The following is a 25311-nucleotide window of genomic DNA, read 5'->3' on the forward strand; positions in this document are numbered from 1 at the left end:
AGCCCCAATCATGCACGAGATCCGAGCTGGTCGCGGAGCTCATTAAGCGAGGGCTCCTCAGCCTGCGGCAACACGTCCTTGGCCCAATAACGGCCGACCACGGTGAAGTAGCGGCGCATGGTGCGCAGGATGCGCATCTTGCTCACACCGATCTTGAGATCGTAACGCAGCGTGTAGGGAATTTCCGCCGCACGGGCACCCAGCCAGCGCAGGCGCAGCAGCAACTCGAGCATGCAGGCAAAGCTGCTCTCTTCGAGGAACCGTGGGCCGGCGTTTTTGATCAGGCGGCCCAGCGTGAGGCTGCGGTAGGCGCGGAAGCCGGTGGAGTAGTCGCGCACGTTGCGGTAGGGCAGCAGCACTTTCATCATGAGGAAGCAGCCCCAGCTCAGGATCACGCGGATGAAAGGCACGCCCTGAACCACGCTGCCGGACTGAAAGCGCGAGGCGATGACCACATCGGCATCGCCTTCACGGATGATTTTCACCATGTCCTGGATGTACACCGGGTTGTGGGTGTTGTCGGAATCCATGACGACAACGACATCGCCGATGAGCCAGCCTTCGCGCAGGCCGGTCTGAATGCCTTCACCGAGCCCCTTGTTCACCTCATGCTGCACGAGCTTGAGAGGCATCACCTTGGCTGCCTCGCGGGCGATTTCCGCCGTGCGGTCCTTGGAGCCGTCATCGACGACGACGACGGTGTATTTGAACGGCATGTCCGCCATCTTTGAGCGGATGTTTTCGAGCAGGACCGGCAGGTCCTTTTCCTCATTGTAGGCCGGCAGCACAATGGCGATCTCGTTGACTTGAGTCGGTGTTTTCATGGCGTTCTTTTTTTGGTTTTTGGGGTCAGGCTTGCAGGGTGCTTAGATGCGTGAGCTTGGGAGTGGCGGCGTGAATGGATTCGGCGTGCTGGCTCATCGTGCCGGTCTGCCAGTGCTGTTGCAGAGCGCGAATGGCGTGCTCAACGATGGCGATCTTCCTTGCCGCAGGCAGTTTCATGCCGGGGAAGAAGCTCATCTGCGGCACGTCCTGCACATCGAGGAAATCCGTGGGGTGCAGCAGCAGCGAAGGCGCGACACCGCGCAGGCGGCAGAGCAAAACGGCCGTGTTCCAGTAGAGTTTGGCCAGAGGCTCCGACTTCTGCGCCAGGAACATCAGGTAGGTCGTGTGAACCGGAAGCCGCAGCAGCGGCATGGTCGTCACCGGCAGCTCAATGAGGCCGTTGTCCCAGGCAAAAGTCCGCAGCGTGCCGAAGGCGTCGCTGAACTTGCCGTAGAGGCCTTTGCGCTGTGCTTTCTCTTCGGCGCTGAGCTTGGAGTTTAGGAAAAAGAACAGACGCGCCACAGGGCCGAGAGCGCTGGGAAAAAGGGAGGCGTCATAGGCGTAACCGCGCTCGGCAAGCACCTCGCGCACCAAGGGCGAGGTGCTGAAACCTGGGCCACGAAAACCGCGCGGCTGCTTGCCGGTGACGGCGGCGATAGCTTTTTCCGCGCCGCCGATTTCCTCGTGAAGCTGCTCGCGGCTGTAAAGATGCAGCCAAGGCTCGTGCATGAACGAGTGATTCGCGATCTCATGCCCGGCATCGGCGATTTGTTTTAACACGGCACGGTTCGACTCGATCGTGGCATCCTGGCCGACGATGAAAAAGGTGATGCGCTGCCCGCAGCGCTCAAGCACATCAAGGATGCGCGGCACGACCACGTCCAGATAACCCGGAAAACTCTCCCAGCCCGGAACTCCCTGAGTTTTCAGGTAGCTCCAGAGGTTGTCGAGATCGAGCGAGATGCTGGCGGCAGGCTTCATGACGCGAAACAGAGGCAAAAAATCAGGCTGCGAAGCGCATGGGTGCCATTGAGATTGTTTGGGGTGGTGCTCCGAACAGGATATCGCACACGCGCTCGGCGGTCTGGCCGTCGCCAAAGACATCGCGGGAGTTGTTGGCGCTGGCGTGCCAGACTTCGTCGATCAGTGCTGTGCGTAGCATTTCACCCAGGAGCACGGGTGACTCGCCGACGAGACGCGCCACACCACACTCCACGGCCTCGGGGCGCTCGGTGTTCTCGCGCAGCACGATCATCGGCTTGCCGAGCGCGGTGGCCTCTTCCTGGATGCCGCCGGAGTCGGAGACGATGAGCCAGGTCTGTGAGAGCAGATGCACAAAGTCACAGTAACCCATCGGTTCTGTCAGGCGGATGCGTGGATGCTGCCCCAGCTCGGTGGCGACGGCGACGCGGACATTGGGATTGGGATGCACCGGGAAAATCATGCAGAGGTCTTTTTCTCGCTCGATGAACTCGCGCAACGCCCGCAGATGCTGGCTCATTGTCTCGCCAAAATTCTCGCGGCGGTGGGTGGTCACGAGCACGAGGCGTTTGCCACCCGTCCACTGCTGCATGAGCTCAACGCTCTTGCCGGGACGCTTGGTCAGCAGCGTGTGGCGCAGTGCATCGACCACGGTATTGCCCACGAGGTGAATCGTGTCGGCAGGAACCCCCTCGTCGAGCAGGGTGCGGCGGTTGCGCTCCGTGGCGGCAAAGTGGTACGCGGCGATCTGGCCGACGATGCGGCGGTTCATCTCCTCCGGGAAGGGGCTGTGAGGATTTCCCGAACGCAGACCTGCCTCCAGATGACCCACCGGAATACGGCGGTTGAAGGCGGCCATGGCACCCATCACTGCGGTGGATGTGTCGCCCTGTACGATCAGCAGATCAGGTTTTTCCTTCTCCAAAACAGGGTCCAACCGCTCTAGCAGTCGGCTGCCGAGGGCGTTGAGGCTCTGCCCGGCCTTCATGGCCTCCAGATTGTAGCAGGGTCGTATGCCGAACAGCTCAAACAGCGGCTCCAACAGATCCGAGTGCTGGCCGGTGTTCACGGTGACGAGATCCACGCCCCGGCTTTTCAGCGCCTTGATCATGGGCGCGAATTTAATGAGCTCAGGCCGTGTGCCGAGGCACACGAGAACTTTGGAGGGCCGGGAGTCTGATGATGCGACCAATTTCATATTAAGGACGAAGCATAATAGACAGCGAAAGATCCGGCAAGGTTGAATTATGGAAATTATGTCAAATATGGTCAACGAGACTAAGCTCAAGGGGGAAGAAGCTTCGGACTTAGACTGACTTTCAAATGACGTGACACGATCGTCGCCAGGCCCAGACCGATCCACGGCCAGACGACGATCGTGTACCGTGGCAATCCAGGCAGCAGGCTGGTGCCGCCGAGGTAGATGAAGGCCATGAGGGCCAAAATCAGGATTTCAGCGGGAATCGTGCCTCGACACCGCCAGCCGACCCACAACGCTGTCAACACCGCCAGCACCAGCGGTCCATTCACGGCGACGAGCACGAGCATGATCAACTCCTCGGCCTGGTAAGAACGCGGAAAGCCGAAAATGAGGCGGCCCCAGTTGCTCAAACAGTTCTTGAGCACGCCTGTTGGATTGGCGCGGATGTTTTCGAGCGCCTTTTTCTTCAGCGCGGCCTCGCGCTCTTTCACCGGGAGGTAGTAGTTCGCCTTGTAGAAGTCGCGGTGGCCGTTGGCGACGAGTTCGGGCTTGTTTTGCGCGTCCTCCTCGGAAAACCAGTGGCCGTTTTCACCCTCGTGCGTGCTGGTGGCCCAGTAGAGCAGTTCTCCGCCGTTCGTGGACCAGCAGAGCGTTTCGCCAGTCTTCGACTTCGTGTAGGCCAGCCATGGCACGCACATGGCGAAGGCCAGCGCCAAAACAGCAAGCGCCCGCCATAAAACTGTGCGCTGGCTTTTCCAAAACGGCAGCAGCAGCATGAGGAAGGCAATTGAGGCCATGATCACATTGCCAAAGAACACCCGCGTGAGCGTCAGCCAGGCAAAGGCGAACGCGGCGGCCAGAATCATCCCCCAGTTCGATTTTTCCGACCGCAAAGCCGCCGTGAAGGCCCACGCGAAGCCGGCGATGCAGCACAAAGCAAGCGCCTCCGTCATCAAGTAAGGTGCGGTGCGCACCAGGCTCGGATGCAGCGCTGTCACGAGCGCCACGCCCAGCGCCCAGCGTTTTCCAGCATACGGCAGCACCGCGCGGAAACTGAACCACACCGCCAGCGCCATGAAGACCGCGTTGAGCATGCGCAGACCGAGCAGCGGTGTCTTCACCATCAGCAGAGCGGAGAGAACGAGCGGGTAGCCCGGTCCGTTGATGACATCCGGTTTCTCCGGGGTGACATAGAATCCTTGCGTGAGATTTTCCGCGAACCACAGGTAACGCCCCTCGTCCCAGATCAAATCCGGGCGGCTCGCCAGCAGCGTGACGGCGATGTAAAACAGCAGCGTGCCGCCCAGCAGCAGGAGTTCGAGGCTTCGGGTGGCGGATTTTGCGTCAGACATCCGGTACCGTCCGCTGCATCGGTGTGTTTTGTCAAAGCCGAACCTTGCATCCCCTCCTCAACCATCCATCAATCCCGCTCCAACTTACCTTTTTCCACCATGATCAAACTCACCGGCATCGCAGACGAAGCAGGCGCATCTCTTGATGTGCAAATCCAGGCTCACCAGGAACTCGGCTGGGACAGCATCGAGTCTCGTGGCGTCGAGATCGACGGTGTGAAGGGCAACCTGCATGAGATTCCCGAGGCGGTGTTCGACAAGGTCGTGGCCCGTTTGCAGGAGCGTGGCATGAAGATCAGCGGCTTCGGCTCGCTCATCGGCAACTGGGCCAAAAAAATCACTGACGACTTCAGCATCACCGAAGCCGAGATCTCTCGCGCTATCCCGCGCATGCAGCGACTCGGCGCGAAACTCATCCGCGTGATGAGCTACGCCGTCTGCAAGGACGAGGGCGGCAAGGATCTGGAGGAGCAGTTCGCCCCCGAGCGCATCAAGCGCATGATCGAGATCAACAAACGCTTAGCCGACGCAGGACTCACCGTCGTTCACGAAAACTGCATGAACTGGGGCGGCATGAGTCCGACGTATGTGCGGCGCATGGCCGAGGCCGTGCCCGGCATGAAGTGGGTTTTTGACACCGGCAATCCCGTCTTCATCGACGACCGCGACAAGCCCGGCCACAAGCAGGACGCCTGGGAGATGTACCAGACCATCAAGCCCTTCATGGCCCACGTTCACGTTAAAGACGGCATCTGGGACAAGACGAAGAACGACGCCGTCTATACCTTCCCCGGCGAGGGCGAAGGCCAGACCGAGCGCATCATGAAGGATCTCGTCGAGACCGGCTACGAAGGCTACATCAGCATCGAGCCACATGTCGCCGTCGTCTTCCACGGCGCGGGCGCCGCTGACGATCTTTCTCCTGAGCAGAAGGCCAAGGAGCAGTACGACAGCTACGTCAAATACGGTCGCATGCTGGAAGCGATGCTGAAACGCCTTGGCGCGAAGCTGGGCTGAACAGGAGGGGGATCATCCTGATCCCCCGCATGCAAAGAGGGACCAGGATGGTCCCGCTCATCACGGTGCCTTCGCGTTCTCGTCGTAGCGGTGCAGCGGGCGCACCCAGATGTTGCGATAGCGTGTGGGATTGTGGTGGTCTTGAAGCGCGAAGCCGAACTCCTGCACCTTCGTCTCCAGCGGCACGGCGTGATGCACGAGCACGCCATTGTGGAGCACCGTCATGCGGGCTGGTTGGAGCACGTTGCCCTTGTCATCGAGCTTAGCGCACTCGCAGATGATGTCGTAGCTCTGCCACTCGCCCGGTTTGCGGCAGGCATTCACCAGCGGCGGGTAGTGGTGGTAGATCGCGGCGGCCTGACCATCGGGATAAGTGTCGTTTTCATACGAATCAAGCACCTGTACCTCGCCCCAGCCGTGGATGAGCACGCCGCTGTTGCCCCGGCCCTGGCTTTTGCCGACGACTTCGGCGGGCGTGGCCCACTCGATGTGGATCTGGCAGGAGCCGAACTTGTCCCGCGTGTCAATGCTGCCAGATTTGCCCACGATCTCGGCATAACCATTCTCGATCTTCCATTTCGGCACGTCCGAGGTGTCGGGGTCATCTTTGCGCGGCTGCCGCTTGAACTTGGAGAGGTCTTTCCCATCAAACAGCACGATGGCATCACTCGTTGGCGTGTTTTCCGAAGGCGGCGTGATCACCGTGGGGCGCGGGCGCTCCATGTCGCCATGGCGATAGATGCCGCCGGGTGTGAAAGGTTTTTCTTTGGCCGGTTCGGCCGAATGAGCGGTCAGTGCAAGGCCCAAGGCGGGGAGGAGCAGGAGGCGAGTCATGGCCCAAGGCTACGCAGGCACGACGCTTCGTGTTGCAGCGAAGATGATCCGCTCAGGCCGCCTGCGGAGCCTGAAGGGCGGACATCGAAAAGCGCTTCATGAGCGAGCCGGCCGCCACATAGCCAAAGCCGCAGAAAAACAGCAGCAGGAAGGGAATGGAACCCCACTGGCCGCGCTGCGCCGCGAGAGCGATCATCCAGGCGAAGTAACCGGTGAGCGTAACCTCGATCCACAAAGCAATGGATTTGCCAGCCTTGTACTTGGAGCGTTGTTTCACGGCCTGCGCCTTGGTTTCGATGCCGTATTTCGGCGTGCGGACGAAGTCGGAGCTTTGGTTCAGCAGCGCTTCGAGCACCGCTTTGCCGTTGTTGATCGACATGCCGATGCCGAGCGCGAGCAGCATCGGCACATAGGGCAGCGCTTTCAGCCAGCCGAAGCGGCTCTGGGCACCCTGGGCGGTGATGTAAAACGCCACGACGCTTAGCGAGGCGAAGAAGAACACCGGCACATCGACGAACACCGCCTTGTGCCAGGAACTTCCCATCACGAAATTTGCCGGATACATGAGCACCAGTGTGCAGAGCGTGAGCAGGTAGGCGAAATTCGAGGTCAGGTGCGCGGTGGCCTCCAGCTTTAGCCGCAGCGGGATGTCGCTGCGCCACACATCGCCCAGGATTTTTTTGCAGACCTGGATGGAACCCTTCGTCCAGCGGTGTTGCTGGCTTTTGAAGCCATCCATGTCCGGCGGCAGCTCGGCGGGAACGACGACATCCTTCAAATAAATGAACTTCCAGCCCTTCAACTGCGCACGGTAGCTGAGGTCGAGATCTTCCGTCAGCGTGTCATGCTGCCAGCCGCCGCTTTCGGTAATGGCGGAGCGCCGCCAGATGCCGGCGGTGCCGTTGAAGTTCAAAAACTCACCGTGACGGCTGCGGGCAGTTTGTTCCAGTACGAGATGGCCGTCGAGGAACAGCGCCTGAAGACGTGTGAGCAGGGAGAATTCCTTGTTCAAGTGCCCCCAGCGGGCCTGCACCATGCCGACCTTTGGATCGGTGAAGTGATGAATCACTTTTTTCAGGTAATCCGGCTGCGGCTGGAAGTCCGCGTCGAAAATGCAGATGTAGTCGCCCTTCGCTGCGGCCATAGCCTCGTCCAGCGCCCCGGCTTTGAAGCCGTTGCGGTTTGTACGGTGGCGGTAATCCACGTCATAACCCTGAGCCTTGAGTTCGGCGGCGAGTTTTTCCGCGTGGGCGGCGGTTTCGTCGGTGGAATCGTCCAACACCTGGATTTGCAGGCGGTCGCGTGGGTAATCCAGGGCGCTGACCGTGCGCAGCAGGTTCCCCACGACATGCAGCTCGTTGAAAATGGGCAGTTGCACCGTGATCACCGGCAGCTCGTCGAACTGGGAAGCGGGCACGGGCGGGTTCGCACGGTGCTTCCAAAAATGATACAGCACTTTGATTCTGTGTGCGCCGAAGGCAGACAGAGCGGTGAACACAAGGATGTAGCTGGTAAACCAGAAAGGATTATCCCACACAATCATATCGGGAGGCCTACGAGGCAGGGGGCGCAATCAATCTCCACCAAGCTGAAACAATCAAGCAGCAAATCGAGTGCCAGAGCCATGAGGAAATTTTCAGCCCCCCGGATCAGACAGGTTCCTTTCTGGCGCTGTCCCGTAGATGCGCCATGATGCGCCGCATGCCCACCGAACAGCGCGACTGGTACGACACGCCTCTTTATTACGACATCGTCTTTGACGACGGCACTTGCCAGGAGGCGGACTTTCTGGAAGCGGCCTTCGCCAAGCACGCGCGACCAGCCCGGGGACGCCGATTGCTGGAACCGGCCTGCGGCAGCGGTCGTCTGGCCCTGGAAATGGCACAGCGCGGCTGGAATGTGAACGGTTTCGACGGCAACGCCCACATGATCACCTTTGCGAAAGAGCGCCTCGCCGCCGCAGGGCTGAAAGCGCGGCTGTGGGAGGACTGGATGCAGAATTTCGAGCTGCCCAAAGGCCTGAAGGGCGGTTTTGACCTCGCTCATTGCCTCGTCAGCACCTTCAAATACCTCCACTCAGAAAAAGACGCCGCCGAGTGCCTGCGCCGCGTCGCCGCCACGCTGCGGCCCGGCGGTTTGTTCTTCCTGGGCCTGCATCTGACCGACTACGAGTCTGGCAAAGAGGAGCATGAGCGCTGGGTGGCGCGGCGTGGGCCTGTTGAAGTCGTTTGCAACACACACACCTGGCCTGCCGACCCCAAATCACGCCTCGAAGACTTGCGCACCCGGTTGAAGATCACCGACGCGGGCCGCACGCACACGCAGGAGACGCGCTGGCAGTTCCGCACCTACAATGCCGCGCAATTGAAGACGCTGCTGCGCAAGGTGCCGGAGCTTGAGTTCGTCGAGTGCTACGACTTCACTTACGACATCACCGACCCACGCCGCTTTGACGACAGCTATGCCGATGTGCTGCTCGTGCTGCGCAAGTCAGGCGCTGCTTAAATTTCCTCACGCCGTCTCCCCACGTCGCAGATCCGGCATCAGCCGCACCGGCTTCGTGCTCGTGTGGCCTGTTTGCGCCAGCTCCAGCACCAGCTTTGACAGCCGCTTCGCAAATTTCGCCGCATCCGCCGAGTAGCGTGTCACGCGCGGCACCACATGTTCGAGAAACGCATCGTCATCGCGTGACACCACCGCAAAATCACGCGGCAGCCGGTGTCCGCTGCGCAGCAGATGCGTGATGACCGTCAGTGTGTGAATGGACCGGGCCACGACAAAGGCTGTCGGCGCTGGTTTGCGCTTCAGCAGCACATCCAACTGCTCAACGACCTGCTCGGCGGTTTCATGGTGCTGCAGCAGGATCGGCGCGGCATTCGAGGTCGCAAACGCCTCGCGAAAACCGTGCGCGCTTTCCACATCACCACCGTGCGAGGAGCCCGGCAGCAGCAGCGCGATCTGCCGGTGCCCTTTTTGCATCAGCATCGTCGCGGCATGACGGCAGGTGGCTCGGTAATCGAGATCGACGGATGGCAGCTCCAGCCCGTCCGCGCATGATCCTGCGATCACCGTCGCGATGTTTTGCTCGGCAAACCAGCGCTGCATCACCGGCGCCGAGCGGAACAGCACCCACGCGGCGGCTTGCACGCGCTGGGTGAGTTTTTTCAGTCCGCCCGCAGGTTTCGCCACAAAGCAGTGCGCGCTCGCATGCACTTCCAGTTGGTGGCCCGCTTCTGCCAGCAACTCCCGCAACGCGTCCACCCAGAACAGCACAAAGGGCGGCATCGCCTGCTGCGGCACGGGAGACAGCAGCGCGATCATGTTCGATCTGGCTTTGCCAGGCTGCTTGGCACTCACGGCTAGAATGCGGCGCTTCTTATTCTCCACCGCGCTGATCACGCCTTCGCGTTCCAGTTGCGCCAGCACAGCGCGCAGCGTCGGACGGCTGATGCGCAGTCGCGTGCAGAGCGTACGCTCGGAGGGCAAAACATCGATCCATTCACCCGCCAGCAAAGCCTCGCGCAAAAAGTCCGCGCTGTGCGTGATCAAAGAAGGCCTGGGTGGAACGGCATGCATGATTCGGCCCGCATCATGCCCTGGTCATCGCATTTGACCACGGAGATTTCACGCTCCGCATCGTTTCGTCATTCGTCATTCTGAATTCGTCATTTCCACCTCATGCTCCCTCACTCCGACCTCGTCCAACTCAAGCGCTGGAACACCCCCACCATCTACAACGGCTGGGAGCAGATCACCAAGCGTGATCCTGCCGCTGATGCCTTCAACCTCGAAGAAACCCGCGACTTCATGTCACAGATGGGGCCGATGGTCGGTTACGCCATCACAGTCGTCATCGAGCCGAGCAACAAGGCACATCGCGAGGCCAATCCCGATGGCTGGAACGAATACCGTCGCTACGTCGCCAGCATGCCCGGTCCCAAGATCGTCTGCGTGCAGGATCTCGACAAGCCGCGCACCATCGGTGCCTTCTGGGGCGAGGTGAACAGCAACATGCACCGTGCCCTCGGTTGCGTGGGCACCATCGTCGATGGTGCGATCCGCGATGTCGATGAAATGACCAACGCCGGCTTCAAAGCGCTCGCTCGCCGCCTTTGCGTCGGCCACGCGTATGTTCATCCCGTGCGCTGGAACTGCGAAGTCGAGGTCTTTGGCCGTAAAGTCTCTCCTGGCGACCTCATCCATGCCGACAAGCACGGTTTCATCATCATCTCGCCTGACGAGCAACCCAAAATCCTCGAAGCCTCCCGCTTCATGGACGCCAACGAATGCCAGACCGTCATCCCCGCCGCGCGTGGCAGCGCCGGACTCAGCAGCGACCAAGTCCTCGCCAACCTCGCCGAGGCCGGAGCGCAGTTTGGTAAGAACGCCCGGGGAAAATTCCAGCGTGAGGGAGAGTGGTAGATTCGATGAGTCATTGAAGCAGCACTCCCGACCAACCGCATTCGAGCGCAATTTTTTCTGTCACACACTCACAACTGCCAACCACCATGAAACTCGCTTACGTCATCACCATTGCGCTCAGTGGCTTCCTCACGGCTGCCGAGCCTTTCATTGAAAAACAAGACCTGTTCACCGTCGGCGAAGATCCCGCCTACAGCCTGTATCACATTCCAGGCCTCGTCGTCACGGCGAAGGGCACCGTGCTCGCCTGGTGCGAGGCGCGGAAACGTGCCGCCGGTGTCAGCGACTGGGATGACATCCGCATTCTCCTGCGCCGCAGCACCGACGATGGCAAAACCTGGAGCGCGTCGAAAAGCATCGCCAACGTCGAAGGCCCGAAGCAGAAAAACCCTTTCGCTCTCAAGATGAAAAACGTCGATCCCAACGACGTGACCTACAACAACCCCGTCCTCATCGCTGACAAGGGCGGCGCTGTTCACATGCTCTTCTGCCTCGAATACGAGCGCGTCTTTTACCAGCGCAGCGAGGACGACGGTCTCACTTTCAGCAAACCCACCGAGATCACCTCCGCGTTTGAGGCCTTCAAGAAAGACTACGACTGGAAAGTGCTCGCCACCGGCCCTAACCACAGCATCCAGCTCAAAACCAGCCGCCTCGTTGTCCCCGTCTGGCTTTCCACCGGCACCGGCGGAAATGCGCATCGCCCCAGCGTCACCGCGACCATTTACAGTGATGATTCAGGCAAGAGTTGGAAGGCCGGCGACATCGCCGTGCCCTGCACCGAGGAATGGATCAACCCGAACGAGACCGTCGCCATCGAACTCAACGACGGCAGTGTCATGCTCAACGTCCGCAGCGAGTCGAAAGCGCATCGCCGCCTCATCACCATCAGCAAAGACGGCGCGACCGGCTGGAGCACTCCGAAGTTTGATGACGCGCTGCTCGAACCCATCTGCATGGGCGGCATTGTGCGCTATAATCACGACGGGCAAAGCCTCATCCTCTTTTCCAATCCTCACAATCTCGACAAAGCCAAAGGCAAGGCCGAACCCGGCAAAAACCGCGACCGCAAGAATGTCAGCGTGAAGATCAGTCGCGACGAAGGCCGGAGCTGGCCGGTGAACAAGCTCATCGAAGACGGCCCCAGCATGTACTCCGACATCGCCGTCACCCAGTCCGGTGCCATTCTCTGCTTCTACGGTCGGAGTGGTGACAACCAAGGTGTGGCCGCCTTTGCTGGCGGGCGTCTGACGCTCGCCCGTTTCAATCTTGAATGGATCACCACGCCATGAAGTTGTTCTCTGTGGTTGCCCGCATTTTGCTTGATCTGTCCTGGCGGGCTGTCTCGCTGTGCTCGGCTCTCTGTGTCCTCAGTGGTTGCCTCAACGCCGCCGAGCCGCTGTTAGTGTGCGGAATGCGTCGGGCACGACTCTTCACCCCAGCACGCCCTTCACGATCTCGCCATGAATGTCCGTGAGGCGGTAATCACGTCCTTGGAAGCGGTAGGTGAGGCGGGTGTGGTCGAGGCCGAGGAGGTGGAGCGCGGTGGCGTTGAGGTCGTGGATGTGGACGGGGTCTTTGACGATGTTGTAGCTGAAGTCGTCGGTCTCGCCGTGGACGTGGCCGCCTTTGACACCGGCTCCAGCCATCCAGACGCTGTAGCAGCGCGGGTGGTGATCGCGGCCGTGATTGTCGCGGGTGAGCACGCCCTGCGAATACACCGTGCGGCCAAACTCGCCGCCCCAGATGACGAGCGTGTCATCGAGCATGCCGCGCTCTTTGAGCTCCGCCAAAAGCGCCGCGGTGGGCTGATCGGTGTCGTGGCACTGGCTCTTGATGCCGCTGGGCAGGTTGTTGTGCTGATCCCAGCCGCGATGGTAGAGCTGGATGAAGCGCACGCCACGCTCGGCGAGTCGGCGGGCGAGGATGCAGTTCGCGGCATACGTTCCCGGCTTCTTCGATTCGGGACCGTAGCGCTCGTAGATGTCGGCGGGCTCTTTGGAGAGATCGGCGAGATCAGGCACGGCAGACTGCATGCGGAAGGCCATCTCGTATTGATCAATGCGGGCCTGCGTTTCGGGATCGTGGTAATCGGCGAGCTTGAGGCGGTTCAACGCGGCGACATCGTCGAGCATGGCACGGCGTCGCTCCGTGGTGATACCCGGCGGATTGGAAAGGAAGAGCACGGGGTCCTTGCCGGAGCTCATGCGCACGCCCTGATACTTCGACGGCAGGAAACCGCTGCCCCACATGCGTTCGTGCAGTGGTTGCGCGTTCGTGGGGCCGCTGGGACGCGAGATGAGCGCGACAAAGGCTGGCAGGTCCGCGTTGTCGGAGCCAAGGCCATACGACACCCACGCGCCAAACGCGGGTCGCCCGCCGATTTGATGTCCGGTTTGAAGCAACGTCATCGCCGGATCGTGGTTGATCGCCTCCGTGTGCAGCGAGCGGATCAGGCAGATCTCATCGGCGAACTTCGACGTGTGCGGCAGTAACTCGCTCAGCCACATGCCGCTTTGGCCATGCTGCGCAAACTTGAATACCGACGGCGCGATCGGGAAACGCTTCTGCCCCGCTGTCATGCCCGTGAGCCGCTGCTCGCCACGCACCGAGTTCGGCAAATCCTTGTCGAACTGCGAGGCGAGCCCCGGCTTGTAATCAAACAGATCGAGCTGCGACGGCGCGCCCGCCTGCGTGAGCCAGATGATGCGCTTCGCCTTCGGCGCAAAGTGCGCCGAAGGCACGGCGAAGAGTTTTGGATTTGCGAGCGATGCCAGCGCAAGGCTCTTAAGCCAGTTGCGACGCGAAAAAGGGGCGAGGGAGGATTCGGTGCTCATGAGGTCACTCCTTGGTGATGGTTTCGTCGAGATTGATCAGCGTGCTGGCGACCGTGGTGTAGGCAGCGAGTTCAGCAGCGCTCAGTTTGTCGTCCGTTTTGGCCTCGCCGAAGGTGAGAAGCTGTTTGGCGGCTTCTGCGTCTTTCGTGAAGTCTTTGATGGATCGCTCCACCGCGGTCGTGAGGACTTGGAGTTCGTGTTGGCTCGGTTTTCGTCCGAGAAGCAGTCGAAAACCATGCGTGAGGCGAGACTCGATGCTCGTGCCGCCTTCCTTGATCATGCGTTGCGCCAGAAACCGAGCCGCTTCGACATACGTCGGGTCATTCATCAAATTGAGCGCCTGCAGCGGCGTGTTCGAGCGTGAACGACGAAGGGCGCAGGTCTCGCGGAAAGGCGCATCAAAGAGCAGCATGCCGGGATGCGGCACGCTGCGCTTCCAGTAGGTGTAAAGGCTGCGACGATGCAGATCGTCGCCACTGCCTTGCTGGTAGGTGGCCTTGGGATTGTCACGCTGCGCCACGACCTGCTCATAAAGCCCCGGCGGATGATACGGCTTCACGCTCGGACCGCCGATTTTCTCCACAAGCAGCCCACTCGCCGCCAAGGCTTGATCGCGAATCACCTCGGCGCTCAGGCGATGACGCGGCCCACGTGAGAGCCATTGATTCGACAGATCGGACTGATCCGACGAATGACGCGAACTCTGCTGATAGGTCTCGCTCGTCACGATCAGCTTCACGAGCTTCTTCACATCCCAGCCGCTTTCTTGAAACGTCACGGCAAGCCAGTCGAGCAGCTCCGGATGGCTCGGCGGCTCGCCTTGAGAGCCAAAGTCCTCGCTTGTGCGCACGAGACCGGTGCCGAAGAAATGCTGCCAGAAGCGGTTCACGATCACGCGGGCCGTGAGTGGGTTCTCGCGGCTCACGAGCCACTTGGCGAGGCCGAGACGATTGCGCGGTAAATCGGCAGCGAGGGCGGGCAAAACGGCCGGCGTGGCAGCGCTGACCTTCTCACCCGGCTTGTCGTAAGCCCCGCGCATCAGGATGAAGGTCGGACGCATCTCCTTCTGCTCCTCCATGACCAGCGTGGTCGGAATCTCCGCCTCCGCAGCGGCGATCTGCTTCTTCAAAGCAGCCTCCTCTTCACTCAGGCGACGGTGCTCAGGCATCTGCGCCAGGCGAAAGCTCGCGAGCTGTTTGCGCTCGGCCGCGGTGCGTTTGGCGGCCTCTTTTTGCGCGATCGTCACGATGCTCGCGGGCGCGATCAGTTCCGTCGCATTCTTGGTGGCAAACAAACGCCACTGCGAAGGCCCGCCGGCATTCTCGACACCGATCGAGATCGCCACCTCGGCACCTTCGAGAGGCTTTTCGAGCTCAAACAGCGCCTGCACTGGCTTGCCGGGTGCCACCGAGAGCACGGATTTGGTTTTGCGGTCGTTGTCGAGCACGTTGGCATGCGTGGCGTCGATGGCGTGGAGCTTCGTTTTGCCGACTTTGAGCTCGCTCCATTGAAAACTGGCCGAAGGAGCCGTCGTCGAGCATTCGAGACGCAGCGCGGTGATTTTGCCCGCTGGCAGCTTCACCCGGATCACGATGTTGTTGGCCCGCGTTTCCTGCGGACCGACCAAAACGGCCTTGTCGACGATTTGAGGCGGATTATCGCCCCCGGTCGCTTTTTGCGGCTCCAGCGGCTGCCAGTCGATCTTCGTCGCCGCGAGCTTTTTCGCCCAAGGCTCGAGATCACCGGCTGCGAGGCCTTTGAGCTGATCTTCGACCGGTTTGAGCTTCGCATTCAGCGCGGTGATTTTCGCCTCGAGCTCCGGCGCGGGCAGTTTCACAAAAGGCGGCGCATTGGTGCGCACCGGATTGCTGTAAATACCCACGCCGCGTTCCGGAACATTGTGGAAGAAGGCCTTCATCGCGTAAAAATCGTGCTGCGTGAAGGGATCGAACTTGTGATCGTGACAGCGGGCGCAGTTGAAGGTCTGGCCGAGCCAAACGGCGGCGGTCGTCTCCACGCGGTCCGCCGTGTATTCGGCCAAAAACTCCTCCGCGATGATGCCGCCCTCCTCATTGAGCATGTGATTGCGATGAAACCCCGTGGCGATCTTTTGATCCAGCGTTGCTCCCGGCAGCAAATCCCCCGCGATCTGCTCGATGGTGAACTGATCGAAAGGCATGTTCGCATTGAACGCCTTGATCACCCAGTCCCGCCAAGGCCACAGCTCGCGATCACGATCCACCTGGTAGCCGTTCGTGTCCGCAAACCTCGCCGCATCCAGCCACCCGACCGCCATGTGTTCCCCGTAGTGCGGTGATTGCAGCAACCGGTCAATAAAGTCATTCAGGTCAGCCTCGTCAGATGGCTTCGGCGGCAGCCCAGTGAGATCCAAAGCCAGCCTCCGGATCAAAGTCTCCCGTGATGCCCTGGGCGCAGGCTGAAGCCCATGCTTCTTCAACTCCGCCCGAATGAAATCATCAATCGAGTTGCCGGACTTCGGCTTCACCGGCGGCACGAAGGCCCAATGCGGCTCATACTTCGCTCCTTCGGCGATCCACTGCTTCAGCGTGTCCTTTTGCTTCGCCGAGAGCGTCTTGTGCGACTCAGCCGGTGGCATCAGATCATCGGCGTCAGTCGTGGTGATGCGTTCGATCAGGTTCTGTGGCCCCAGCTTGATCAGTTCCTCCCGCACGTCGAGCCGCAGATCGCCCTTGCGGTTGTTTTTGTCCGGGCCGTGGCAGTAAAAGCAGTTGTCACTGAGGATCGGGCGGATGTCGCGATTGAACGACAAATCCGCCGCGCCAGCCAGCGTGGTGATCGAGAGCAAAGAAAGGCGAAAAAGCATCCGCAGTCATACGCCGCAACACACGCGGCTCACTCGGCCTACTTTTTCTTCACCGGCGTGCTTGGTAGCGAAGAAACATTCAGCGTGAAGGGCTTCGCGGGCTGCTTGCCGAGGAGTTGAAGATCAAACCACTCGACCATGCGCTCCGTGTCCTGCGGCATCTCCTGCCAGCCACCGTGGCCTGCGCCCTGGCGGATGACTAGTTCGCACACGGTGCCGACTTCGTGGCAGCGTTTCAAAAAGCGCTCGGATTGCGTGATGGAGACCTGCGGGTCGGCGTCGCCATGCACGATGAAGATCGGCGGCTGTCCTTTGTGGACCCAGTAGATCGACGACAGCTCGCGCCCGAGTGCTTCACGGCCTTCCGGTGTGGCCGCTTTAGGGCCAAACGCGGCGGCGTAGGCTGCCAGCTTGCCGATGCCGACAGCGTTGTCGCCGGGCTCGAACCAGTTCAGGTAATCGGTGGGAGGATAGAAGCACGCGACGGCATTCACGGCGCTGCTTTCGCGATCAACCGGGTCAGCTGCCTTCGGATTGCCCGGACCGCCACGAGTCGCGAGCATCAAACTGAGATGACCACCTGCGCTGCTGCCGGTGACGCCGAGCTTCTGCGGGTCCACGCCATACGATGCGGCATTCGCACGGACAAAACGCACCGAGCGATTCAGATCGGCCACGATCTCCTCGACCTGAAACCTCGGCTGCGTGCCATGCACGACCACGAACGTGGTGTAGCCCGCCTTCGGCCAGCCGCCGTCGTTGATGCCGTTGTGGTTCGATTTCCAGCCGCCGCTCACGATCTTGATGATGCCTGCGCCGTTCGGTTTAGCTGGCTTGAACACGTCCATCGTCAGCGCCACGCCGTCATGCTTCGTGTAAATGATGTCGCGGATGCGTTCTGGCTCCTGAGCGAGAAGAGACGTGGTGACGAGAGCAAGGGTGAAGAGGAGTTTCATAATAAGGAACGTGGAAACTAAACACCCCAATGCTGCGCGATCTTCCGCTTCAGGAAATCGACGCTCCTGGCGAGCTGCTCCATGCCATCGACGCCGTCCTCGATGCTGATCCAGCCGTTGAAGCCTTTGCTCTTCAGCTCGGTGAAGATGGCGTCGTAGTCGTTGAGGCCTTTGCCGATCTCTCCGTGGCGCAAACGCTTCGCATAGCCTTGCGCACCGCCTTCTTCTTTGCGCAGGTCTTCGATGGTGCCCTCGGCGAGGTAGCGGTCACTCGCGTGCATGGTGACGACGCGATGCGACACGCGTTTCAGCAGTTCGATGGGGTCCTCACCGGCGAGGTAGGTGTTCGAGGGATCGTAGTTCACGCCGAAATTCGGGTGGTTCACGGCATCGACGAGCTTGCAGAAGACATCCATCTTCTGCGCGAACTCGGGATACTCCCAGAAGTCGTCCTTGTAGTGGTTTTCAATGATGAGCGTGATGCCGCGCTCCTGCGCATACGGCAGGCAGGCGTGGATGGAGTCGGCGGCGAGCTTCACGCCCTCATCTAGGGTCAACTCAGGCCGGCGCTGGCCGCTGAGCACGCGGCAGTAGCTGCCGCCGAGCGTGTGCGTCATGTCGATCCAGCGTTTCTGCTTGGCGATCTCCTTTTCGCGGAAGGCGGCGTCTGGGTGCGTGAAGTCCGGCGAGCAGCACATCATCGGGATGACCTTGCCGGTGTCCTCGACCTCCTGGCGAAAGCGCGGCCAGTTTTTCTCATCGGCCATCTCCAGGAAACCCGCATACCACTCCAGGCCCTGCACATCGAGCGTGGAGGCGAGCTTGATCCATTCGGAGACGGTCATCGTCCCTTCTTTGCAAAGGGCGACCATGAAGGCTTTCGGGAAGGCGGCGAGTTTGGGCATGGACCCAGCATAACGAAGGGCGGCCCGCTTGCACCACGACAAAGTGTGTGTGATTTGCGACCTGCGTCCCCGCCTGCCGCCTCGAGTTCTTATCTTTAGTGGCGGCACTTCCGGCCAGATCACCGAGCATTGATGCCCGCCTGAACCTGCGCGATGGCCTGTCCGATCTGCGCTTGGACGTTGCTGCCGCGCTGTGCCGCTTTGATGGCCTGCTTGATGGTCTTGATGGCATTGACCTTGAATCCGGCCTTGTTGCCCGTGGCGTTCTGCAGGTGCTGCTGGGCTTGTTCGAGCAGCGGCACGGGGTTTGGGGAGGCCTGTGCCTGCTGAAGAAGCTGGATGGCCTTCTCCATGCGGGGTTCGACGGCATTCAGCGTGCTGCACAGTCCAAGTGTGATGCAGACGACGGCGAGGAGGTGGGTTAGATGGCGGTTCATAGGTTTGGTTGTGTTTGTGCAGGTGTCGTTTGGGTGGATATGGGGGTGCGTTCCCTGGATTCGCTCACCCGATGCACCGTCCGGGTCGCGTTCCGGCAAAAGAGCCAAAGATTCTTCAAAATCTGCCGCCACGCCTCATTTCGGACGTTTCGACTTGTCCTTGCCCTGATGGAGGTTGGCAATGGCCGCGTTGATCTTTGACTCCATTTTGCTTCTGTTGCCAGCCTGCAGCTCCTGGATGGCCTCTTCAATCTTGTCGGTCACGTCTTCCTTTTCCCCGCCCTTGTTTCCCTTGTTGGCCTTGGAGATGCGGGTTTTGGCGGACTCCAGCAAGGGCAGGGGATCGGCGGCTTTCTTCGCGGCCTGGAGCTCATCGAGAGCTTTGCGTTGCTGGGGCAGGTCGGCGAAGGCCACGGACGCAGTGCTGAAAAGCAGCACCGAGCAGACGATGTTGAGGAGGGCAAGGAAGTGTTTCATGGATGTGGGCGGATCTTGGAGGCAGGAGCGAAATGCTCCATTCACCTGAGCATGCCCCATTCGTGATTCGTTCCGGCAGAAAAGTTGAGATAATTTCAATGCCTGGCCAAACGCGTCATTTGTCCCACTCGACAAGCAGGCCTGCGCTGGCGTTTTTGCGCCTCACAGGATCATCGAACCAGCAAAGCCTCCCATGATGCTTGATGACGATGCCAAACGGTCCCGGTACCGGCTGGCCCATGGTGGAGGAATAATCGGGCTCGCCCTCGGGCCAATCGGTGAAGGTGAAGGGCTCGCCGGTGATCCATGTGAACGGCTGGCCGCTGGCTGCCGCGCTCGCGCCCAGCCAGATGCTGGAGGAGCGATGAGCCGCATCGAGCTGCGTGCGGAAGGTCGCGTAGATCCATTTGCACTCTTCCTTGCTCGTGATCGTGGCGAGGTGTCCTCCCATCGTCTCTGCTTTCGCCTTTGCCTCGGTCCAGCCCATCGCGCCGGGAACGAACTGGTAGCGGTGCCCGGCGAAGGTGTGTACGAGCGTGAGCGTCTCATGCATTTCAGTGCCTTGCCGGCCATCCCACAGCACCTTCACACCGATGGCCAGCAGGATCATTGCGGCTGCGGCCAGAGCCGGCTTCCATGCTTTCCTAAGCACGGGCCGCCGCGTGACGACTGGATCAACGCGCAGCCAGTTTTCCAACGCATCGGCCAGCTCCGCCGCAGTGGCGTGGCGGGCGGCGGGCGACTTCTCCAGGCATTTCATCAGGATCGCGGCCAGTTCGCGGTGCGGCGTGCGCGGCGTAGGTGGCGGTTTTTCAGCCACCTGCTTCAGCAGCTCGATGAGATCGTCCGATTCAAACGCATGATGGCCCTCCACCAGTTCGTAAAGGATCGCCCCGAGGCTGTAGATGTCCGTGGCGGGTGTGAGCTCGCGCACGCCGCCACGCGCCTGCTCCGGGCTCATGTAATGCGGGGTGCCCACCACCCCTGTCATTGTCAGGCCCGACTCCTGGCCCATTTTCCGCGCGAGACCAAAATCCGTGACGTGCGGCTCACCAACGGCATCGAGCAGGATGTTCCCCGGCTTCAGATCCCGGTGCAGGATACCCTTGGCGTGCGCGTGTTGCACGGCGCGGGCGACTTTGACCATGAGCGCCACCGCCTTTCGAGGGGCTGCCTGATATTCCGCCATGTGAAACTGCAGCGTGCCGCCCGCCACGAGCTTCATGCTGAAATATGGCTGCCCCTCATGCGCTCCGACTTCATAGATCGGCACGATGTTTGGATGATCCAGCGAGGCGGCAGCCGTGGCCTCCGCCCGCAGTCGTTGGGTGTCCGCCTCCTTGCTCAGCAGAGGGCGGTGCCGCAGCATCTTCAGCGCCACTACGCGGTCCAGAGACACCTGGCGCGCCCGAAAAACGACGCCTGATGAACCATGCGCGATCTCATCAAGCAGCACATAGTCGCCGAAGTAGCCGACCTTGTCTCCCGCGGCGGGAATCGGCACAGATGCAGTTAGGGTTTCGTTCGGCTCCAGAAAACCATTCTTTTCTCCTTCCGCCCCCAGCATCGTCTCAATGCGGCCACGCAGGGCGAAATCCCCACCACATGCTTCAGTGATGAAGCGGGCACGCTCCCCAGCGTCCGAGATCTCACGGGCTGCGAGGAAGATCTCCTTCTGTCGTGAGATGGATGAATTGGAAGGGGGCATTGCGGGAAGGTTCGCAGGTTGAAGCAGGGCTCTGTCGAAAGACGATGCCACGGAGACATGCCCCGTCGCTCATCCATTCCGGCAAAATTCAGGCCAGCTCGGTCCGCAGCCACGCGCGGGCAAAAGCCCACTGTCGGTTCAGCTCCCGTTCTGGAACTCCGGTCATGTCCGCGATCTCCGGCCACGACAAGCCTGCAAAAAAGCGCAGCCCCACGACTTCCGCGAGGAACGGCTCTTTTTTTCCCAGCCGTTCCAGCGCCTCATCGAGCGCCAGCAATTCCTTGTCGGGCATGGGGGCGGAGATCTCCACATCCTCAAGAACCAGATGCTCATGATTGCCGCCGCGTTTGAGGCGGTTCTTGTCACGCGCGCGATTGATGAGAATGCGCCGCATGGCTTGCGCCGCCGCGCCGAAGAAATGACGGCGGTTTTCCCAGCGTGGCGCGCTGTCTTTGGACACGCGCATCCACGCTTCATGCACCAGCGCTGTAGCCGTCAGCGTCTGCTGGGCATCGCCCGCCACCATGCCACGGGCCAGTTTGCGCAGATCATCATAGACCTGCGGCAACAATTCCGAAGAGCTGGCATCGGCTTCGGCAGGCGGAAGTAACTCGTCCACATAAGCAGCGTGGTGGGTGCTCGCCCGTCTGTCAAATCACGAAGCCATCACGGCTTCGTCGGAATGGTGCTCGCGTCCTTCGGCGGATTGCGGCCGATGAAGGGGTGCTGCTCCAAATCGAAAACCTGGCCGCTGATGGGGCCGCATTCGTCGGCGAGGAGCCAGGCGGCGCAGGCGGCGATCTCGTCGGGCCAGAGGATGCGGCCGGCGGGGGCATAGACCTTTGGCAGATCGGCATACCAGTCGTCTTTGAGGCCGTGGGAGCGTTTGCGTTTGGCTTCGTTCTCGGTCAGCACCCAGCCGGGATTGATTTGATTCACACGCACGCCGTCCTCACGCATGAGTGTGTCCCCCAGATTGCGCGTGAGGGTCATGAGAGCGCCTTTGGAGACGCTGTAGGGCATCAAATTGGGCTCGCCGCTCCACGCATTGACGCTGCCGATGTTGATGACGCTGCCGCGTGCTTCACGCAGATGCGGCAAGGCGGCGCGGATGAGGAGATAAGGCACCACGCAGTTGATCTCGAGCATGCGGCGGAACCATTTCGCATCCGTGTCGTGAATGTTGCCGAGGCCGACCTGCGCGGCGTTGTTCACCACAGCGTCGAGCTTGCCAAAGGCACTCACAGCCTTCTCGACGAGCAATTGCGGCGCATACTCCTCCGCGAGGTCTTTGAGCACGAGCGCCGCCTTGTCCGCGCCGAACTCCGCGAGCGTTTCCGCGCCCAAATCGGCCTCCAGGCCATGGATGAGCACTTTCGCACCTTCGGCGACACAACGCTTCGCTATGGCCTTGCCGATGCCGGTGACGCTGCCGGTGATGAGGATGACTTTGTTTTCGAGACGGTTCATGGAGGTGCGGAGCATAACGAGCTCTGCGCCCTTTTCACCACGACAAAGTGTGTGCGAAATGCGGCATAGCAAAAAGTGGCTGCGGCTTTAGCCGCATTCATGGCATCACTTCGGCTAAAGCCGCAGCCACTCTCTCAACGCCAGACTTCATCCTTCGCGGGATCGCCGGGCACGTCGAGGAGCTGGACTTTGTTGATGCTCACAAAGCGGGCGTGGTCGGTGAACTGGCGGACGATGCGCTTTTGCTCGTCGAGCTCGAAGAACTGGGCGGTGGTGGCGAGGTAGCCGTGGCCGAGCCAGTTGATGACAAGGGTGTCGCCGTCGGGCAGGCGCTGGAAGCCGCTGATGAGGCGCAGCGGGTTGTTCGGCACATCCTGCGTGCCGAGCTTCCACACGGTTTTGCCTTCGCGGTCGAGTTCGAGCAATGCCTCGCCTTCGCCGCAGGCGATGAGGAGGTGGCCGTTGGGCAGTTCGCGGACTTCGTGAGGATCGCCGGGCGTTTGGATCGAGCGGAGGAGTTTGCCTTCGGCGCTGAGTTCGAGGATGGCGCGGTCGCCTTTGGCGCTGATGAGATAGCGCCCATCTTTCGTGCGACGGCAGCCGCGCATTTGATCATGCGTGTTCTTGGTCTTCACTGGCACGGCGATCTCACGGACGATCTGGCCATCGCGACCGACTTCGATGAGTCGCCTCGTGCCGCCCTCGACGACCATGACATTGCCATCCGGCAAGGGCTGGCAGCCGTGGACTTCGGTCTTCTCGGGGGCGCGGTAGCTCCAAATGACCTTATGGTCGAGCGTGACTTCGCGAGCGCCGCGCAGGTGGCTGAAGAGCACGTTGCCATTCGCCAGCATCCACACGTCCTGCGGTTTCTCGGCGGGATGCTCCCACTCCACGCGACCATCCGCAGCGATGATGGCGACTTTGTTGCCGCCGTAATCACTGACGAGCATGCGACGGCCAAAGGGCGTGACGTGCGCCGCGGCGACTGTCACGGGATCGCTGAGGAGGTTGCGGTTGTTCCGTTGCAAGGGCGGCTCGGGGCTCTCCCACCCGCGCGGGGCACCGAGATGCACCACATGTTGGCCGGTAACATCGTCGATGCGGATGTTGTCCATGACGAAGCCATTGCGCGAGCAACGCCAGCAATGAATCGCGCTGCCACCGCTCTTGATGACATTGCCGATGACCTCGTAGCCATCGAGATTGAAGTTCGGCTCGATGCTGGTGACGCCCGTCTCCATGTAGTTGTAGTTGCACTTCACGTTGCGCAGGTGACCGCGAAACGACGGATGGCCGAGCAGATAGCCTGAACCATTCGGATTGATCGTGCGGGTGCGCTGGATGGTGATGTCTTCGGCGTCAAAGGACTCGCCGGGGCCAGTTTTGCCGCCTGGCAGGAACTTCCCGGTATGTTCGCCGTAGCACATCACGGAGCGGTTCGTGTCCATCATGGTGATGCCCTCCACGAGCACGCCTCGCACGCGGCCATGGACGAGCACGCAGGCGTTGATGTCCTTCACGAGAAAGCCGGGCTGCACGTTGTGCGTGGCATTCATGTCGATGGTGCCTTTGCCCGTGATGCGGACGTTTTCAATGGTGTCCGGCTGGCGGCCATGACCGACCCGGATGCCATAGGCGACGGGTCCATCGTAGGTGCTAAACCAAGTGCTTCCTTTGTTGTGCCCGGTCTTGTTGCCAAAGCGGACCTGCACGCCATGCGCGAGCGTCTGCCACTCGCCCGTGATCGGCACGCGCTGATGCGGCGTCTCGGCGAACTTGCTGGAGGACGGCGGCAGCTTGGCGGTGCCTTGTGGATTGTCGGCGCTTTCAAAAACGCCCCAAGCAAAGGTGTCCGCACCGCCGTCGCTGCCTTCGGAGTCGATCTTGAGGGTGAAGATGCACGGCTTGATGAGGTCAAAGCTACCGCCCATTTCCAAATCGTCGAGTTTCTTGCCCGCGTCCTGATCGGTGGTGATCTCGGGCTCGGCTTCTAGCTTCGTCGTGTCGTCCGCGAGCTTCAGCGTGGCCCCTTCGCTCAGCTCAATGTGGATCGCTTTGTCCACATAAAGGATGGAGCGGTGCTTCGTGAGGCCGTGCTGGTGCAAGCCGGGCAGAAAGACCATTTTGTCGCCAGGTGCCGCGCGATCCATGACGGCTTGCGGGTTGTCACCAGGCTTGATCGAATGCTGCGCAGCATGAAGCAGCGGCGCGAGGGCGAGGAGGAAGAGAAAACGCATGGTTGGCAGGGTTGGGTGTTAAAGTTGAGCCATCGGTTGCACCATCGGCCAGAGCTTGATCTCCTCGGCGACGAGATGCGCGGGCAGTTGGGCGGTTTGAACGAGGAGCTGGCCGAGATCGGCAGGCGAGATGCATTGCGCGAGCACAGCGGGATCGCGTGGCGGAAGGTTCGCGGCCTCGGTGAATTCGGTTTGACCCCAGGAAGGCAAAACGGAGGTCACGCGCACGCCGTGAGGTCGCAACTCGGTGAGCAGGCATCGCGTGAACATGAGTAAACCGGCCTTCGCGGCCGAATACACGCTCCAACCCGGCCACGCATGCGTGGAGCAGGCGCTGCCGATGTTCACGATGAGGCCGCTGCCCTGCTTTTGCATGATCGCGGCAGCGCGACGGCAGCCAAGCATCGCCCCCGTGAGATTGCTGGCGATGCTTTGGGTGATGGCCTCATCCGTCTGCTCGCTGGCCGGGCCAATCTTGACACCCTCGCCTGCGTTGTTGATCAAGACATCGAGCCGACCGGTTTGGGCGATCACCTCCGCCATCAAGCGATCCCAAGCGGCTCCGTCCGCCACATCGGCCACGAAAGGCGTCGCCCCGATGCGGTTGGCGGTCTCTCGCAGCCTGACCTCGTTTCGTCCTGTGATCCACACACGCGCCCCAGCCTTCGCAAAGGCCTCCGCGATGCCCGCGCCGTAGCCGCGCGAGCCGCCGGTGACGATGACAGTGGAGGAGCTTAGGTTTGTCATTTGGGCTGTGCGTTGAAATGGAGAACCGATTGAAGGTCACGAACTACGCGTTTGCAA

General features: G+C 60.9%; 22 protein-coding genes. 4 read left to right on the top strand and 18 right to left on the bottom strand.

Annotated elements, in window-relative coordinates; genetic code table 11:
* Positions 1-8 precede the first annotated feature (8 nt).
* From ACILSI_RS08005 to ACILSI_RS08020, 4 genes are all read right to left on the bottom strand, one after another.
* Entirely contained in the window at positions 9-824 is an 816-nt protein-coding gene (locus ACILSI_RS08005; protein WP_395721339.1) for a glycosyltransferase, read from the bottom strand.
* 25 nt (positions 825-849) lie between these two features.
* Positions 850-1806, bottom strand: a complete 957-nt coding sequence (locus ACILSI_RS08010) for a polysaccharide deacetylase family protein (protein WP_395721340.1) — start codon at positions 1804-1806, stop codon at positions 850-852.
* Positions 1807-1828: 22 nt separating this feature from the next.
* Positions 1829-3004: a non-hydrolyzing UDP-N-acetylglucosamine 2-epimerase gene (wecB, locus tag ACILSI_RS08015; RefSeq protein ID WP_395721341.1), complete on the bottom strand. Its 1176-nt coding sequence runs from the start codon at positions 3002-3004 to the stop codon at positions 1829-1831.
* Between the two features lie 86 nt (positions 3005-3090).
* Entirely contained in the window at positions 3091-4359 is a 1269-nt protein-coding gene (locus ACILSI_RS08020) for a glycosyltransferase family 39 protein (RefSeq protein ID WP_395721342.1), read from the bottom strand.
* A gap of 99 nt (positions 4360-4458) precedes the next feature.
* On the opposite strand from ACILSI_RS08020, the gene ACILSI_RS08025 reads away from it, so the two are divergent.
* On the top strand, positions 4459-5376 hold the full coding sequence (locus ACILSI_RS08025; protein ID WP_395721343.1) for a sugar phosphate isomerase/epimerase family protein: 918 nt from the start codon (positions 4459-4461) through the stop codon (positions 5374-5376).
* 60 nt (positions 5377-5436) lie between these two features.
* Here ACILSI_RS08025 and ACILSI_RS08030 read toward each other — a convergent pair whose 3' ends face one another.
* Positions 5437-6210 (bottom strand): DUF1080 domain-containing protein, encoded by a 774-nt coding sequence (locus ACILSI_RS08030; RefSeq protein ID WP_395721344.1) that lies wholly within the window; start codon positions 6208-6210, stop codon positions 5437-5439.
* A 52-nt stretch (positions 6211-6262) separates the two neighbouring features.
* Entirely contained in the window at positions 6263-7627 is a 1365-nt protein-coding gene (locus ACILSI_RS08035; RefSeq protein ID WP_395721345.1) for a cellulose synthase family protein, read from the bottom strand.
* A gap of 284 nt (positions 7628-7911) precedes the next feature.
* Between ACILSI_RS08035 and ACILSI_RS08040 the strand changes: the two genes are divergently transcribed.
* Complete coding sequence (locus ACILSI_RS08040; RefSeq protein ID WP_395721346.1) at positions 7912-8715, top strand: class I SAM-dependent methyltransferase; 804 nt, start codon at positions 7912-7914, stop codon at positions 8713-8715.
* Between the two features lie 6 nt (positions 8716-8721).
* Here ACILSI_RS08040 and ACILSI_RS08045 read toward each other — a convergent pair whose 3' ends face one another.
* A complete protein-coding gene (locus ACILSI_RS08045; protein ID WP_395721347.1) occupies positions 8722-9786 on the bottom strand; it encodes a substrate-binding domain-containing protein in 1065 nt (354 codons plus the stop codon).
* A gap of 102 nt (positions 9787-9888) precedes the next feature.
* Between ACILSI_RS08045 and ACILSI_RS08050 the strand changes: the two genes are divergently transcribed.
* Positions 9889-10632, top strand: coding sequence for an RraA family protein (locus ACILSI_RS08050; RefSeq protein ID WP_395721348.1), 744 nt, complete (start codon positions 9889-9891; stop codon positions 10630-10632).
* A gap of 86 nt (positions 10633-10718) precedes the next feature.
* Complete coding sequence (locus ACILSI_RS08055; protein ID WP_395721349.1) at positions 10719-11924, top strand: exo-alpha-sialidase; 1206 nt, start codon at positions 10719-10721, stop codon at positions 11922-11924.
* Positions 11925-12065: 141 nt separating this feature from the next.
* On the opposite strand, the gene ACILSI_RS08060 is transcribed toward ACILSI_RS08055, so the two are convergent.
* The 11 genes from ACILSI_RS08060 to ACILSI_RS08110 all read right to left on the bottom strand — a co-directional run bounded on the left by ACILSI_RS08060 (position 12066) and on the right by ACILSI_RS08110 (position 25254).
* Positions 12066-13469, bottom strand: a complete 1404-nt coding sequence (locus tag ACILSI_RS08060; RefSeq protein ID WP_395721350.1) for a DUF1501 domain-containing protein — start codon at positions 13467-13469, stop codon at positions 12066-12068.
* Positions 13470-13473: 4 nt separating this feature from the next.
* Entirely contained in the window at positions 13474-16314 is a 2841-nt protein-coding gene (locus ACILSI_RS08065) for a PSD1 and planctomycete cytochrome C domain-containing protein (RefSeq protein WP_395721351.1), read from the bottom strand.
* 38 nt (positions 16315-16352) lie between these two features.
* Positions 16353-17270 (bottom strand): prolyl oligopeptidase family serine peptidase, encoded by a 918-nt coding sequence (locus tag ACILSI_RS08070; RefSeq protein ID WP_395721352.1) that lies wholly within the window; start codon positions 17268-17270, stop codon positions 16353-16355.
* A gap of 17 nt (positions 17271-17287) precedes the next feature.
* Positions 17288-18175 carry a sugar phosphate isomerase/epimerase family protein gene (locus tag ACILSI_RS08075; RefSeq protein ID WP_395721353.1) on the bottom strand — a complete coding sequence of 296 codons (888 nt, stop codon included), beginning with the start codon at positions 18173-18175 and terminating at the stop codon, positions 17288-17290.
* Between the two features lie 119 nt (positions 18176-18294).
* Complete coding sequence (locus ACILSI_RS08080; protein ID WP_395721354.1) at positions 18295-18612, bottom strand: hypothetical protein; 318 nt, start codon at positions 18610-18612, stop codon at positions 18295-18297.
* 135 nt (positions 18613-18747) lie between these two features.
* Positions 18748-19089, bottom strand: coding sequence for a hypothetical protein (locus ACILSI_RS08085; RefSeq protein ID WP_395721355.1), 342 nt, complete (start codon positions 19087-19089; stop codon positions 18748-18750).
* Between the two features lie 115 nt (positions 19090-19204).
* Positions 19205-20797: a protein kinase domain-containing protein gene (locus ACILSI_RS08090; RefSeq protein ID WP_395721356.1), complete on the bottom strand. Its 1593-nt coding sequence runs from the start codon at positions 20795-20797 to the stop codon at positions 19205-19207.
* 88 nt (positions 20798-20885) lie between these two features.
* On the bottom strand, positions 20886-21416 hold the full coding sequence (locus ACILSI_RS08095) for an ECF-type sigma factor (protein WP_395721357.1): 531 nt from the start codon (positions 21414-21416) through the stop codon (positions 20886-20888).
* Positions 21417-21463: 47 nt separating this feature from the next.
* Positions 21464-22267 carry an SDR family NAD(P)-dependent oxidoreductase gene (locus ACILSI_RS08100; protein WP_395721358.1) on the bottom strand — a complete coding sequence of 268 codons (804 nt, stop codon included), beginning with the start codon at positions 22265-22267 and terminating at the stop codon, positions 21464-21466.
* 134 nt (positions 22268-22401) lie between these two features.
* A complete protein-coding gene (locus ACILSI_RS08105; protein WP_395721359.1) occupies positions 22402-24507 on the bottom strand; it encodes a hypothetical protein in 2106 nt (701 codons plus the stop codon).
* An 18-nt stretch (positions 24508-24525) separates the two neighbouring features.
* The gene (locus ACILSI_RS08110; RefSeq protein ID WP_395721360.1) at positions 24526-25254 is read right to left on the bottom strand and encodes an SDR family oxidoreductase; all 729 of its coding nucleotides are present in this window, start codon (positions 25252-25254) and stop codon (positions 24526-24528) included.
* Positions 25255-25311 lie beyond the last annotated feature (57 nt).

Source organism: Prosthecobacter sp., assembly GCF_044232965.1.
In the GTDB taxonomy this organism is placed as follows: domain Bacteria; phylum Verrucomicrobiota; class Verrucomicrobiia; order Verrucomicrobiales; family Verrucomicrobiaceae; genus Prosthecobacter.